This window comes from Actinokineospora sp. NPDC051303 (assembly GCF_055586285.1).
The window spans coordinates 87841-102449 of the sequence record NZ_JBVJIN010000001.1 but is presented as its reverse complement, the minus strand read 5'-3'; the positions used below and the strand labels follow the sequence as shown (position 1 = coordinate 102449).

Below are 14609 nucleotides of genomic sequence, written 5' to 3'. Positions count from 1 at the left end.
AATCAGGGTTTGAGGAGGATTTTGATGGCGCCTTCCTGTTTGCGTTGGAAGATCTCGTAGGCGTGTGGGGCCTCCGACAGGGGGAGGGAGTGGGTGGCGAAACCCTCGGTGCCCAAGGGGTCTTCGTCGTTGAGCAAGGGGAGGATGTCGTCCACCCAGCGGTGGACGTTGGCTTGGCCCATGCGGAGTTGGATCTGCTTGTCGAACAAGGTGAGCAGCGGCAGGGGGTCCGCCATGCCGCCGTAGACGCCGGAGAGGGAGATGGTGCCGCCTCTGCGGACCAGGTCTATGGCCAGGCGGAGGGCGTCCAGGCGGTCCACGCCCGCTTTGCGCATGAGCTTGGCGGCGGCGGGGTCGGGTAGTAGGCCGACCAACTGTTGGGCGAGTTTGGCTCCGGTGGCGCCGTGGGCCTCCATGCCCACCGCGTCGATGACCGAGTCCGGGCCTCTGCCGTCGGTGAGGTCGCGGACGGTGTCGGGGAGGGTGTTGCCGTGTTCGCGGAGGTCCAGGGTGGTGACGCCGCGGCGGGATGCTCGGGCCAGGCGCTCGTCCACCAAATCTATGCCGATGACGTTCTCGACGCCCAGGTGGCGGGCTATGCGGCAGCACATGTCGCCGATGGGGCCCAGGCCGATCACGGCCAGGCTGCCGCCGGGGGGCACGTCGGCGTACTGGACCGCTTGCCAGGCGGTCGGGAGAACGTCGGAGAGGAACACGAAACGCTCGTCTGGGGGGCCGTGCGGGACCTTGATCGGCAGGGTGTCGCCGAACGGGACCCGCAGCAGTTCCGCCTGTCCGCCGGGGACCGCGCCGTAGAGCTTGGTGTAGCCGAACAGGGCGCCGCCCATGCCCTGGTCGCGGACCTGGGTGGTCTCGCACTGGGAGTGCAGGCCCTGGTTGCACATAAAGCAAGTGCCGCAGGAGACGTTGAACGGCACCACCACCCGGTCGCCCGGAGACAGGGCCGTGACCTCCGGACCCACCTCTTCCACCACGCCCATCGGCTCGTGGCCGAGGATGTCGCCCTCGCGGAGGAACGGGCCCAGCACCTCGTAGAGATGCAGGTCGGAACCGCACAGGCCGGTCGAGGTGATGCGGACGACGACGTCCGTGGGGTCCTCGATCGCCGGGTCCGGGTGGGTGTCCACCCGGACGTCCCGTTTCCCGTGCCAGGTCACTGCCTTCATGCCGTTCCTTTCCGGTGTCGATATCCGCTCTGAGTCAGGAGCGGGGGCGCAGGGCGGGGCTGGCGGACACGCCCGCGCCGTCGGCCAGGCCGCCGACCAGGTCGCGCAGGGTGTCCTGGGCGTTCCAGCGCGGGTGCCAGTCGAGGTCTTCGCGGGCGCGGTCGGCGCGCAGGATCGGCGCCGCCATCGCCAGGTCGATCCAGCCGGGCGAGGCGGGCAGCACGTGCGCCTGCCAGGCCACCGACGCGGCCGTGCGCACCGCCGCCCTCGGCATCGGGATGACCCGGCCGCCCAAGACGGCCGAGAGGTCGCGACCGTCCATGATGGGCTCGGCGGCGAGGTTCACCGCGCCCCGGTAGCCGCGCTCGGCCGCCGCCAGCACGGCGTCGGCGACGTCGGAGGCGTGCACGAACTGGAGGGCCAAGCCGCTGGGGATCGGCAGCAGGGGCAACCTACCGTCGCTGGCGAGCTTCCACAGCGGACCGGGCACCAGCGGGCCGGTGAAGTAGCGCTGGATCTCGCTGGCCGCGTCCCGCTGGAGGATCAGCGCGGGCCGCAGCCGGGTGACCGACACGTCCGGGTGAACCAGCTCGAACTCATCCAGAAGGGCTTCCACGGCGGCCTTGTCCTCGCTGTAAGAGGACGACGGTATGCCGGTCGTTGGCCAGGTCTCGTCTACCGGGGTCAGGGATTGCCGTTCCGCGTAAGCCCCTACCGACGACAGGTAAACCAGTCTGGACACCCCGGCGCTGGCGATGGCCTGGGTCACGATCCGGCTGCCCTCGACGTTGACCTGCCGCAGGTACTCGCGGTCGTGGCTGGGCTGGATCGCCCAGGCCGCGTGGACGACGGCGTCCGCGCCGCGCACCGCCTCGGTGAGCAGGGGCAGCGCGCCGGTGTCGGTCAGGTCTATCGAGTGCCAGTTCGCCCTGTCGTAGACGCCTGCCGCCGCGGGCGCCCGCCGGGACACGCCGTCGACCTCGTGGCCTGCCGCTAACGCGCTGGTGAGAACAGCTGTGCCGACGTTGCCGCTCGCACCCACGATGACGATTCGCATGGTGCCGCATACCCGGACGGCCGCAGGGCAAACACGGCGCGGCTGGCCATAGACCCCCCGAGAGTGGTAACGATCTCCTTTCCTGTTTCGGTTTCACTCGATCGTGTAACCCGTATGGAGTGAGATTGCACTGTGGCGAGGCGAGATGAGTGACGAAGACCGGGTGATCGCCGGTCGGTACCGGTTGATCAGCGAACTCGGCAGCGGGGGTATGGGGGTCGTCTGGCAGGCCTACGACGAGCGGCTGCACCGCACGGTGGCGGTGAAGCAGGTGCGCACCCCGGCGTCGCTGAGCGGCGTGCAGGCCGACGAGGTCAACCGGGTGGCGATGCGCGAAGGCCGGATCGCGGCCAAGCTGCAGCACCCGAACGCGATCACCGTCTACGACGTGATCGAGGACGACGGGCTCCCCTACCTCGTCATGGAGCACCTGCCTTCGACCAGCCTCGCGCACGTGATGACCGAGCGCACCCTGTCCCCGGCCGAGGCGGGGCGGATCGGCGCGGACGTCGCCGCCGCGCTGGCCGCGGCGCACGAGGCCGGGATCGTGCACCGCGACATCAAGCCGGGCAACATCCTGCTCGGCGACAAGGGCGCGGTGAAGATCACCGACTTCGGGATCTCCCGGCTGGTCGAGGACGTCGCGGGCACCATGACCAACACCGTCTCGGGCACCCCCGCCTACCTCGCCCCCGAAGTGGCCAAGGGCGAGCGGGCGACGTTCCCCTCCGACGTGTTCTCCCTCGGCGCGACCCTCTACGCCGCGATCGAGGGCATCCCGCCATTCGGCGTCGACGACAACACGATGGCGCTGCTCTACCGCGTGTCCTCCGGGGCGATCACCCCGCCCCGGCGGTCCGGCGACCTCACCGACCTGCTGGTCCGGATGCTGGCCGCGGACCCGGCGGCGCGGCCGACCATGGCCCAGATCAGCGCCGCCCTAGCCGGGGACAAGCCGCTTTCCGCGCTGCCCGCCGCGGCGCCCACGGTCGTGGCGACTCCGGCCGCGGCCAATCCGCCGACGCTGACCGCCCCGGCCGCGCCATCGACCCCACTGTTCGAGTCCGCAACCCCCCTGTTCGAGCCGACGCCCGTGGTCGCGGCGGACGAGCCGCCCCCGAAAGACCGCACCCGCCCCGTCCTGCTGGTGGCCGCGGCCGTGGTGGTCCTCGCGCTAGTCGGCGGGATGCTGGCGCTGAACCTGTCCGGCGACGACGGCGGCCCGGCCACAGCGGCCCCCGGCCCGACGACCAGCGAGCCGACCTCCACCCCACCGGCGACCACGACCGAGTCCGCGGTCCCCGCGCCACCGCCGGTCACCACGACGACCCCGAGCCCGCCGACCACGGTGACTTCGGTGACCACGGTGACCAGCACCGTCACCACGCCCCCCGCCCCGGTGCTGCCCACCCCGGCCCCGGACACCCCGGCGGCCCGGCAGGCCGCCATCGGCGACTACTACGCCCTGGTGCCCGGCAGCCTGGAGCAGGCGTGGGTCCGGCTCACCCCGAAGTACCAGGCGCACCCGTCCGGCGGGTTCGCCACCTACCAGCGGTTCTGGCGCGACAAGCGGTCCGTGCGGGTCTCCGAGGTGACCGGCGGCGACGGCGCGTTCGTCGAGGCCACCGTGGAGTACACCTTCACCAGCGGCAGCGTGTCCCGCGAGCGGCACCGCTACGGGCTGGTCAACCAGGACGGCATCTGGAAGATCGACAGCTCGACCGTCCTGCGCGGCTAGGGCCTGTCCTAGTCGCCCAGGCCCAGGGAGCGGGTGAGGTCGCGCATCTCGGTGCGGTAGAGCTTGACCGGGTCGGCCACCTGGGGCTGGAGGTGGCCGTACACCTCCAGCGCCACCAGCCCGTGCATCCGCCCCCACACCCGCAGCGACAGCGCGGCCACGGCGGGCACGAGGCCCTGCTCCCGGGCGTGGTCGGCGATCGCGGCGTCGAAGTCGGACCACTCGTAGACATCCCCGGCGACCGAGCTCGCCGCCTGCGGCCACGCGGCGGCGACCAGGTCGAGCAGCGCCGAGCACAGCTTGCGCTCGGCCTCGGCCGCCGCGCCGCCCGCGGGCGGCTGGTAGTCGGGGACGGGGTCGCCGTAGAGGAGGCGGAACTCCTCCGGGCGGCTGACCGCCCACTGCCGGTAGGCCATGCCGTGCGCGCGGATGCGGCCCGCGACGTCGTCCGCGGGAAGCTCGTCGCGGGCGGCTTTGAGCTCGTCGGCCAGCGCGTTGTAGACATCGGTGATCAGCGCGCTGATCAGGACGTCCCGGTTGTCGTAGTAGCTGTAGATCGCGCCCGCGGTCATCCCCATGTCGCGCGCGATCGCCCGCAGCGAGATGGCCGCTGTCCCGTTGGCGGCCATGTGCTTGAGCGCGACGGCCTTGATCTCGTACGCGGTTTCCGCACGAAGCCTCGCCCGCCGACTCGTCGTCGAGTCTCCCATGATTGACAGTCTAACAGTGCAGAGACAATATACTAAGTGCACTTAGTACACACCGTGTTGTCTCCGAACACCGCACAGCGGAGTGGTGGTGTCGGGCCAAGCACCCCTGACCGGCCGCGCCTGGTTCTCCGAACCGACCCGGCAGCCCGGAAACTCCCCACGGCCACGAGCCGTCGACATCTTCCCATAAGGGGGACTCGATGCTTGTCGAGCGCGCACGACACCTCGCTGAGCTGCAAGAACTGTTCACCCACAGCGTCGCGGGCCGGGGTCGAGTGGTGATCGTCACCGGTCCGGTCGCGAGCGGCAAGACCGAGCTGCTGCGCACCTTCGCCGACCACGTCCTCGCCTCGGGCGCGATCTACCTCGACGCCGTGGCCGCCCGCTGCGAGCGCACCATCCCCAACGGCGTGCTCGCCCAACTCTTCAGCCGGGTCGACCTGCCGGAAGAGACCACCGAGCGGGTCAAGGCCCTGCTCGCCGCCTCCCGCGAGACCGCGGCCGCGGTGAGCCCCGACGACGACTTCGACAGCATCTCCCAGCCGCTGTGCGGGATCGGCGACGAACTGCTGCGGCTGGCCGAGGACTCGCCCCGGCCACTGGTGATCGGCGTCGACGACCTGCACTACGCTGACACGTCGTCGTTGCAGTCGCTGCTGTTCCTGATCCGCCGGTTCCGCGCCACGCACACCATGCTGGTGCTGACCGAGGCCGCCCGCCCGCACTCGACCCACCCGCTGTTCCACGCCGAACTCCCGCACGAGCCGCACTGTCGCCGATTACGGCTGCACCCGCTGTCCCCCAGAGGCGTCGAGCAGATCCTGGCCCAGCGCATGGAGCCCGCGACCGCGCACGCGCTCGCCGCGCAGGCCCACTCCCTCAGCGGCGGCCTCCCGCCGCTGGTGCACGCCCTCGCCGACGACCACGCCGCCGCGCGGCCGAGCTCGGCGACCGCGCTGATGCCCGGCGAGGCGTTCGAGCGCACGCTGTCGCGCTGCCTGTACCGGCTGGAGGCCTCCGGCCTGCGCGCGGCCCGCGGGCTCGCGGTCGCCGACGCCGCGGTCACCGCCGAATGGCTCGGCGACCTCGTCGGCCTGCCCACCGAGACCACCGCGCGGGCCATGGCCGCCCTCGACGGCAACGGCATCCTGGTCGGCGGGCAGTTCCGCGATCGGCGGGTCGCCCGGCTCATCCGCGACGGCATCGACCACGACGAGCGCGCGACCCTGCACCTGCGCGCCGCGCGCCTGCTGCACAAGGACGGCGCGGGGGCGGCGGCGGTCGCGGCCCACCTGGTGGCCGCGGAGCGGGTCGACGGGAGCCTGATCACCGTGCTGCACGAGGCGGCCGAGCAGGCGATGGCCGCGGGCGAGTCCGGCTTCGCCGCGCGGTGTCTGCGGCTGGCCCAGCGGCACGGGGCCGACGCGGACGACCGAACCCGGGCGATGACCGAGGTCCTGCTGCTGCGCGCGGAGTGGCGGGTCGACCCGGCGCGCGCGGTGCGGCACCTGCGCGGCCTGTGCGCGGCGATCGAGGCCGGGCACGTGGTCGGCCGGGACGCCATCGCGCCGGTCGTGTCGCTGCTGTGGTTCGGCCACGTCGAGACCGCGGCGAACGCCCTGGACCGCATCGAGCGCTCCCCCGGCGCGGACGAGCCGGAGACGGCCGCGCTGCTGCGCGCGCTGCGGACGGTCTTCGCCCACCTGTATCCGGCGACCGCCACGCCCGCGCCCGAGGACGACGGCGAGCCGGTGGCCACGCCGCTGAGCGGGTACCTATGCGCCACGGACGCGCTCGGCAGTGCCATCGCCGCGGGCCCGAACAAGGAGTCGGCGACCCTGGCGCACCGGGCGCTGGAGTCCGCGCGGCTGGGCGAGCGCACCATCATGCCGATCGTGCTGTCGCTGCTGGCGCTGATCGCCAATGACCAGACCGCGACCGCGGAACTGGTGTGCGACCGGCTGATCGAGGAGGCCCGCGCGGCCGGGGCGGCGCTGTGGCACGGGCTGCTTTCCGCGGTGCGCGGGGAAATCGCGCTGCGCCGGGGCGACCTGGCGGCCGAGGCGCACGCGCGCACGGCGATGTCGGTGATCCCGGCGGCGGGCTGGGGCGTGCTGATCGGCTTCCCGCTGTCGGTGGCGATCACCGCGGCGACCGTCGCAGGCAACCACGCCGAGGCGGCCCGGCTCCTGCGGACCCCGGTGCCGGACCTGATGTTCCAGACCCCCATCGGGCTGTACTACCTGCGCGCGCGAGGACGCCACCACTACGCCACCGGCAACCATCAGTCGGCGCTGGACGACTTCACCGCCATCGGCGACCTGATGACCGCGTGGCGGATGGACTACCCCGCGCTGGTGCCGTGGCGCAGCGACGCGGCCTGGGCGTGCGCGCGGCTGGGGATGGACCGCAAGGCCGAGGAACTGGCCGCCGAGCAGCTCCGGCTCTGCGGCCCCCACGACCCGCACACCCGGGCGGCGGCGCTCCGCGCGCTCGCCGCGACCCGCGAGGCGGAGGAACGCGCGCGGCTGCTGGCCACCGCCGCGGAGATCATCTCCGACAGCGACGACCGCTTCGCGCTGGCCGCGACGCTGACCGACCTGGGCTGGGCGCAGCACGCCATCGGCGAGGGCGCGCAGGCGCAGCTCACCCTGCGCCGCGCCGACCACCTGGTCAAGCAACGCGGCGCGGCCCCGGCGCCCACTCCTCCGGCCGCGACGCCGGGGACGCCCGCGCAGACCCCCGTGGTCGAGTTGAGCCACGCCGAGCACCGGGTCGCGGTGCTCGCCTCGCAGGGCTACAGCAACCGGCAGATCGCGAGCAAGCTGTTCGTCACGGTCAGCACCGTCGAGCAACACCTGACCCGGGTCTACCGGAAGCTGAAAGTCAACCGCCGCAACGAACTCGCGCTCGGGCTGCACCAGAGCCTGCCTCGGTCCGGCTGAGCGGATTCAGGGGACGCTAGGGGCCGCGGCAGGGGTCCGCGGGCCGTAAGGTCGAGCAGTACGCCTTTTCTCCGTCGTGAGAGTGGACATCGTCGTCCCGGGCGCCTGGGATAGCGCAGGGAGGGATGGGCCATGCCCGGAAAGCCTTTGGTCGTCGGCATCTTCGGCAGCGGCGCGCTCGCGGACGCGTTGACCGTCCTGCTGGACGAGGCAGGCGTCCAGCGGGCGGACACGCCCGCGGCGGCCGATGTGGTCATCGAGGCGGTCGCCGACTCCTGGGCGGCCAAATCCGCCGCGGTCCGCGCGATCGCGGCGGCCTGCGGACCGGACACGGTGGTCGCGACCACCAGCACGTCCCACTCGCCGCACCGGCTGGCGCTCGGCTGCGCCCGGCCCGCGCAGGTCGTCGCGCTGCGCTTTCCCGCTCCCCCAACGCTTTCCCGCGCGGTCAAAGTGGTCCGCACGGCGATGACGTCGACCGCGGCGACGCGGACCGTCGACCGTCTGCTGCCCGCGCTGGGGTTGCGCGAGCTCACCGCGACCGGCGCGCAGTTGGCGCTGGCCGAGGAACTGGTGCTCGGCTCGCTCAACCGGGCGGTGTCCATGGTGGACGGTGGGCACGCGATCGCCACCGACATCGACACCGCCATGCGGATCGGCCTGGATCTGCCGTTCGGCCCACTGGAACTGGTGGAGCACATGGGTTTCGACGCTGCGCTCGGCAGCCTTGAGGCACTGCACCAGCGCACCGCAGACCCCGCGCACCGCCCCGCCCCACTGCTGCGGCGCATGGCCGCCGACGGCGCACCGGGATTCGACCGCCCCACCACCGTCCGCCCGAGCGAGTACCCCCAGGCCCGCCCGGTCCACGCGATCGGCGTCGTCGGCTCCGGCAACGTCGCCCGCGGCATCGCCGAACTGTGCGCCGTGGCGGGCTATCCCACGATCCTGGTCGCCCGCTCGTCGGCCAAAGCGGACGCCGCCGCCGACGCCATCGCGGAGTCGACCCTGCGCGCGGTCCGCCGCGGCCGGATCACCCCGGCCACCCGCCGCGCGGCCCTGTCCCGCCTCCAGACCGGCGCCGAGATCACCTGGCTCCGCGACTGCGGCCTGGTCATCGAAGCCGTCACCGACTCCCCCGAAGCCAAACGGGAGGTGTTCGCGGAACTGGATGTGGTGTGCGCCCCCGACACGGTGCTCGCCACCACCTCGTCAAGCCTGCCGGTCGCCAGCTTCGCCACCCGCCCCGCCGACGTCGTCGGCCTGCACGTGCTGACCCCAGCCACCACCATCCGCCTGGTGGAACTGGTCCACACCAACCACACCGGCGCCGCGGCCATCGACACCGCCCGCCAGGTCTGCGACCTCCTGGGTAAGACAGTGGTGGAATGCCGAGACCGCCCCGGTTTCCTCGTCAACGCCCTACTCCTGCCCTACCTCAACAACGCCATCCACCTCCTGGACCGCACCGACGCGAGCATCCAGGAAATCGACACCGCCGTCGAGCAGGCCTACGGCCACCCCACGGGCCCCTTCACCCTCATGGACGCCATCGGACTGGACGTCTGCCTAGAAATCCTCACCACCCTCCACCACGAACTCGGCGACCCCGCCATGAAACCCGCCCCGGCGCTCTCCCATCTGGTCGCTTGTGGACGGTTGGGCCGCAAGACGGACGCGGGATTCCACAGCTACCGCAAGGCATCCCTCATCGCAGGCTGAGGACCGCGCAGTCGGCCAACCCACGCACCAACTTCGCCGCAAGCGTCCACCGAATCCCCGGGTCAGCGAACGACACAACGTGATGCTCCCCCGGCACCGGCCCAAAACGCCCCACCCGATAGCGAATGCCATCAACCCCGAAGAGAACGAACGATCCCGCCCGCACCAGGGTATGCCCCATCCGCAACGCCGGACACACCTTCACTGAGAACTGGGCGCAGGACCAGCAAACCGGCGGCTCACTGGTCAGCATCTCCCGAGACCAATCCTCACCCTTGCCCGCGCATCACTCGTCCCACACGCTCCGGAGCCCAGCCGTGATTCGCGGGTGTGCCTGGCACCGGAGCCAACAGCGCACTCACCGGAACAACCAGACGCGGCGCGCCCGCCTCACCCGGCGCCGGTAGGTCGACCAACTCCTGGGCGATATCGCCCACGACATTGCCGTGCTTCGCCCAGACAACACCACCACCGTGGTCGAGCACCACCCGCATCCCGACCACCGGCCCCGGATCGAAAACGAACACCACATCGGTGTGTCCCACCTGACCCCGGCTCGCCGCGAAACCGACGACAGCGTCGTCCGTGCTGAGCAGGTGGAACTCCCACCCGTCCGCCCGGACAGCCAGCAGTTCGCGCGACTTCGGCAGGTGAGCCACGGCATCGGCCTGGTGAATGAGCGTGTACGGCATCTGGTCAACTCCACCTTGGTGACAAAGGGTGACATCCAGCACCGAGGAAGGCTGCCGCACCAGGAACCTGAGGCAGAAGGGCCAGTGCGGCGCATCGATGCTGGGTGTCTGTCGATGACGCTAGGTGTGACAGTCGAAAACGCGTCACACAATAATGTGTGACCGCCGACTCGCTACCCTGAACAGGACACCTTCGCGTCGCGGACAGATCAAGGAGCGGCATGGACAGCGGAGACACTCGGCCTATTGGTCATCGAGTGCGCTACTGGCGGCTGCGGCGCAACCTTGGTCGCAAGCAGTTCGCCGATATGGTGGGCCGCTCGGTTTCCTGGCTGGACAAGATCGAGAAGGGTGAACGCGACCTACAGCGACTGCCCATGGTGGAGCGGGTGGCCGAGGTGCTGGGCCTCAGTCCGCGGACACTGACAGATCCGGTTGGCGCCAAAACAGCCACCCAATGCGTCGACGCGACCGAAGTCAACGCTATTCGCTCGGCTCTTGGCCATTACCCAGGCTTGTCCGCAGCCAGCACCAAGCCAGTGAGCATCCGGAGCATCACCAACCAGGCCGCCTATCTCGACCATGCGTGGATGTCGTCGCATTTCACCGTGGTGGCCCAACATCTCCCCAGGCTGATGCATGACGCCCAACTCGCGGTGCAAACCCTCGGCAGCGCAGAGCACATAGCCGCTCACCGGGTTCTGGTGACGACCTACCGCCTGGCCTCGTCCATGTTGTTGAAGTTCGGGGAGAACCACATCGCGTGGCTCGCAGCGGATCGAGCGATGCACGCCGCACTTGCCGTCGCCGACACCTGGTCCTTGGCGCGCGCGACACGCAGCGTCGCCCGTGCGATGACCAGCAGCGGGCAACGATCCGAAGCGATCACCACCGCCGCGGTAGCCGCGTTGCCATCGGAACGGCGAGCCAACTTTCTCCTGGACCTGACGGAAGCCCATACTCGAACAGGCGATTACCGGGAAGCCGTGCGACTACTCGGTCAGGCCGAACGTATCGCCCCGGAAGAAGTTCGCTGCCGCCCGCTGGCTCATGGCTTGTTGCGCTCGCTCTTGGACAACACCAGTGGTGAATCAGCCTGGCAAGCCCATAGGATGGCCGAACGGGCGGGAGTCGTAGCGTGAGCGCTCCAGTGCTGTATCTCGTCGTTTGCGGCGCGGGCCCGGCCGCGCAGGTTGATCGGATGGTGAAGTTGGCGCAGGCTGACGGCTGGGATGTGTGGTGTGTCGCCACGCCGTCCGCTGTGGCGCATTTTCTTGATCTCGACGCGCTTGAGGCACTGACCGGTCATCCGGTCCGGACCGACCACCGGGGAAGTAGACAGCAGGGACTGCCTAAGGCCACCGCTGTGATCGTGGCACCCGCGACCTACAACACGGTCAACAAGTGGGCGCATGGCACTGCCGACACCTATGTCCTCACCCAGCTCGCCGAGTTGACCGGGCTGGGTGTGCCGATTGTCGTGCTGCCGTTCGTGAACACGGCGTTGGCCGCCAATCGGGTTTTTTCGCGGAGCGTCGGCGAATTGCGTGCGTCCGGGGTCACGGTGCTGTTCGGCGAAGGTGGCTTCGTGCCTCATCCGCCCCGGACCGGAGGGCGCGCCATGGACAGCTACCCGTGGCAGGCGGCTTTGGACGCGGCGAACAAAGCGCGATAGGCAAGCGGCCCCGGAGTGCCGGGGCCGCTTCCTGGGGTCAAGAGGCTGGTTCGACGGTGATTTCGGCGATGGTGTCGTAGAAGGACATGTGGTCTTTGATTTGTTGGACCGCGGGGATGGGTTCCGGGTAGGCCCACACGACGTCCGTGCGTTGGGGGGTGCCGTTGTAGGTCCAGTACGACGCTTTGCCCTTGTAGGGGCAGGTGGTGTGGGTGTCGGTCGGCTGGAGCGCGGTGAAGTCCACGTCTTCCGGTGGGAGGTAGTAGCGGACGGGTAGGCCGGTTTCGAACACCAGCAGTGGGCGGGTGGAGTCCGCTACCACTGTGCCGTCGATGGTGACGGTGACGTGTTGGGCGCCCTCTACGACGTCTACGCGGTGGTTTGGGTCTGGGTTAGGCATGTCGACTCCAGGGAGGTCATACCGCGTCGGTGATTGCCTTGTACTGCTCGTCGGATAGGGCGATTTGGGCGGCGGCGATGTTTTCCTCGACGTGGGGCAGGGTGGAGGTGCCGGGGATGGGGATCATGACCGGCGAGTGGCGCAGCAGCCATGCGATCGCGAGTTGGGCGGGGGACGCGGCCAAGTCGGCCACCAGTGGGGCCAGGGGGCTGTCGGCCTGGGCCAAGTGTCCCATGCCCATGGGGAACCACGGGATGAACGCCAGGTTTTCCTTCTCCGCGTAGCGCAGCACGTCCTCGTACTTGCGTTCGGCGAGATTGTACATGTTCTGCACGGAGACGATCGGGGCGATCTCGCGGGCCTTGACGACCTCGGCCACGGTCACCTCGGACAGTCCTATGTGGCGGATCTTTCCCTCGTCCCGCAACGCTTTCAGCTCGCCGATCTGGTCAGCCAGCGGCACCGCGGGGTCGATGCGGTGCAGTTGGAACAGATCGATCTGGTCGACGCCGAGGTGGCGCAGGCTCAGTTCCGCTTGCTGGCGCAGGTATTCCGGCCTGCCGAGGGGGCGCCAGTCGTCGGGGCCGGGGCGGGTGAGCCCGGCCTTGGTCGCGATGACGATGTCGTCCGCGTACGGGTGCAGGGCTTCGCGGATGATCTGCTCGCTGACGAACGGGCCGTAGGAGTCCGCGGTGTCGAAGAAGGTCACTCCCAGCTCCGCCGCGCGGCGCAGCACGCGCACGGCCTCGTCCGGATCGGCTGGGGCGCCCCAGATTCCCGGGCCGGTGAGGCGCATCGCGCCGTAGCCGAGGCGGGTGACGGGCAGGTCGCCGCCGAGCAGGAACGTGCCAGCGGACTCGGCTGGGCGGGCGGTGGTCGTGGTCATGGTGGGCAGCCCTTCAGGGAGTGGTGCGGGGAAGACGGTGGCCCGCGGACGGGGGAATCCGCGGGCCACCGGGATGCCGGGCGGCGGTCGCTCAGTAGGGGGACACCACGGAGCTACTGGGCGACCGGGACCTCTCCGCCCGGCGTGACCGCGACGTCGGCGGGCTCGGGAGCGGGCGCCGCGGCGACCTTCTTGATTCCCAAGGCGAAGAACGCGCCGACGACGGTGGCGATGCCGCCGATGTAGCCCGCGAGGTGCAGGCCGTCGATGGTGGCCTGGGTGGGGCCAGCGGCGGCGCCGTCCAGGGTTGAGGTCAGCAAGGCGATCAGGCCCGCGAGGCCGATCGCACCGCCGACCTGCTGGGACGTCGACGCCAGCGCGGAGGCCACGCCCTGCTGCTCGGCGGCGACCCCGGTGCCCGCGGCGACGAACATCGTCACGAACGTGACGCCGCCCGCGAGGCCGAAGAACGCGACGCCGGGCAGGATCGTCCAGAACGACCCGCCGGTCGACATGCCCGCCACCATGGCCGCGAGGCCGATGCCGGTGCCGATCATGCCGACGAACAGGGTGGTCCGCACGCCCCACTTGGCGATCATGCGCGGGCCGACCTGGCCGAGCGCGACCACGCTGATGACGGTCAGCGGCAGGAACGCCAGGCCCGCGGCGAGGGCGTTGTAGCCCAAGACCGGCTGGAGGTAGGTGGTGAGCAGGTAGTACGCGCCGCCAAGCGCGCCCTGGTAGACCAGGATGACCAGCATCGAGGACGACAGGCTGCGGTTGGTGAACATCTTCGGCGAGACCAACGGGTCCTTGGTGCGGGCCTCGATCAGCAGGAACAGGCCGAGCAGGACGACACCGGCGATCAGCGCGCCCGCGCCGCGCAGCGAGCCCCAGCCCGCCTCCGGGCCGTTGATGAGGCCGAAGACGACCAGCACCGAGCCGAGCGTGGCGATGATGGCGCCGGGCACGTCGAAGCTGCCCTCGCCGCGCACCCTCGGCGCGTCCGGGGCGAGCAGCTTGGGCGCGGCCACGATGGCGATCAGGGCGAGCGGGATGTTGATGTAGAACACCCATTCCCAGCCGACGTAGGCGGTGAACAGGCCGCCGAGCAGCGCGCCAGCGGACAGACCGGCGCCGCCCGCCGCGCCCCACATGCCCAGCGCCTTGGTGCGCTCGGCGCCCTCGGCGAAACTGGTGTTGATCAGCGACAGGGTCGCGGGGAACAGGAACGCGCCGCCGATGCCCTGCGCGATCCGGGCCACGACCAGCAGAACCGGGTCCCCGGCAAGCCCACCGACCAGGGACGAGACGGCGTAGATCGCCAGGGCCAGCAGGAACATCTTGCGCTGGCCCAACCGGTCGACGGCGCGACCGCCGAACAGCAGCAACCCGCCGAACCCGACGGCGTAGGCACTGACGACCCACTGCAGCGACTGCTCGGTGAAGCCGAGATCGGCTCCGATGTCCGGCAGCGCCACGTAGACGATGTTGTAGTCGACCGCGATGATGAACTGCGCGAACGCCAACAGCGCGAGCCTGAGCCCGGCATGCTGTCGCGTCGGGGCTGAAGAGTCCACGGATGGCTCTTTTCCTG

At 70.5% G+C, this 14609-nt stretch carries 12 protein-coding genes; 5 read left to right on the top strand and 7 right to left on the bottom strand.

Going from position 1 to position 14609, the window contains the following annotated elements:
- Positions 1-2: 2 nt before the first annotated feature.
- Both ACZ6SD_RS00490 and ACZ6SD_RS00485 read right to left on the bottom strand, forming a co-directional pair.
- On the bottom strand, positions 3-1187 hold the full coding sequence (locus ACZ6SD_RS00490) for a zinc-dependent alcohol dehydrogenase (protein ID WP_465314726.1): 1185 nt from the start codon (positions 1185-1187) through the stop codon (positions 3-5).
- 34 nt (positions 1188-1221) lie between these two features.
- Positions 1222-2244 carry an NAD-dependent epimerase/dehydratase family protein gene (locus ACZ6SD_RS00485; protein WP_465314725.1) on the bottom strand — a complete coding sequence of 341 codons (1023 nt, stop codon included), beginning with the start codon at positions 2242-2244 and terminating at the stop codon, positions 1222-1224.
- Positions 2245-2389: 145 nt separating this feature from the next.
- Between ACZ6SD_RS00485 and ACZ6SD_RS00480 the strand changes: the two genes are divergently transcribed.
- On the top strand, positions 2390-3982 hold the full coding sequence (locus tag ACZ6SD_RS00480) for a serine/threonine-protein kinase (RefSeq protein WP_465314724.1): 1593 nt from the start codon (positions 2390-2392) through the stop codon (positions 3980-3982).
- 8 nt (positions 3983-3990) lie between these two features.
- Here ACZ6SD_RS00480 and ACZ6SD_RS00475 read toward each other — a convergent pair whose 3' ends face one another.
- Positions 3991-4692, bottom strand: a complete 702-nt coding sequence (locus ACZ6SD_RS00475) for a TetR/AcrR family transcriptional regulator (protein ID WP_465314723.1) — start codon at positions 4690-4692, stop codon at positions 3991-3993.
- Between the two features lie 200 nt (positions 4693-4892).
- Here ACZ6SD_RS00475 and ACZ6SD_RS00470 point away from each other — a divergent pair, with 200 nt between their 5' ends.
- Together ACZ6SD_RS00470 and ACZ6SD_RS00465 are read left to right on the top strand one after the other, a co-directional pair.
- Positions 4893-7637, top strand: coding sequence for an AAA family ATPase (locus tag ACZ6SD_RS00470; RefSeq protein WP_465314722.1), 2745 nt, complete (start codon positions 4893-4895; stop codon positions 7635-7637).
- A 132-nt stretch (positions 7638-7769) separates the two neighbouring features.
- On the top strand, positions 7770-9359 hold the full coding sequence (locus tag ACZ6SD_RS00465) for a 3-hydroxyacyl-CoA dehydrogenase family protein (protein ID WP_465314721.1): 1590 nt from the start codon (positions 7770-7772) through the stop codon (positions 9357-9359).
- A 269-nt stretch (positions 9360-9628) separates the two neighbouring features.
- Here ACZ6SD_RS00465 and ACZ6SD_RS00460 read toward each other — a convergent pair whose 3' ends face one another.
- Positions 9629-10093, bottom strand: coding sequence for a hypothetical protein (locus ACZ6SD_RS00460; RefSeq protein WP_465314720.1), 465 nt, complete (start codon positions 10091-10093; stop codon positions 9629-9631).
- A gap of 179 nt (positions 10094-10272) precedes the next feature.
- Here ACZ6SD_RS00460 and ACZ6SD_RS00455 point away from each other — a divergent pair, with 179 nt between their 5' ends.
- Both ACZ6SD_RS00455 and ACZ6SD_RS00450 read left to right on the top strand, forming a co-directional pair.
- Positions 10273-11193: a helix-turn-helix domain-containing protein gene (locus ACZ6SD_RS00455; protein WP_465314719.1), complete on the top strand. Its 921-nt coding sequence runs from the start codon at positions 10273-10275 to the stop codon at positions 11191-11193.
- On the top strand, positions 11190-11726 hold the full coding sequence (locus ACZ6SD_RS00450) for a flavoprotein (RefSeq protein ID WP_465314718.1): 537 nt from the start codon (positions 11190-11192) through the stop codon (positions 11724-11726). Before ACZ6SD_RS00455 ends, ACZ6SD_RS00450 begins: the two co-directional genes overlap by 4 nt.
- 37 nt (positions 11727-11763) lie before the next feature.
- On the opposite strand, the gene ACZ6SD_RS00445 is transcribed toward ACZ6SD_RS00450, so the two are convergent.
- From ACZ6SD_RS00445 to ACZ6SD_RS00435, 3 genes are all read right to left on the bottom strand, one after another.
- Positions 11764-12126 carry a DUF427 domain-containing protein gene (locus tag ACZ6SD_RS00445; protein WP_465314717.1) on the bottom strand — a complete coding sequence of 121 codons (363 nt, stop codon included), beginning with the start codon at positions 12124-12126 and terminating at the stop codon, positions 11764-11766.
- 16 nt (positions 12127-12142) lie between these two features.
- Positions 12143-13012: an aldo/keto reductase gene (locus ACZ6SD_RS00440; protein WP_465314716.1), complete on the bottom strand. Its 870-nt coding sequence runs from the start codon at positions 13010-13012 to the stop codon at positions 12143-12145.
- A 113-nt stretch (positions 13013-13125) separates the two neighbouring features.
- Complete coding sequence (locus ACZ6SD_RS00435) at positions 13126-14592, bottom strand: MFS transporter (protein WP_465314715.1); 1467 nt, start codon at positions 14590-14592, stop codon at positions 13126-13128.
- Between the last annotated feature and the right edge of the window lie 17 nt (positions 14593-14609).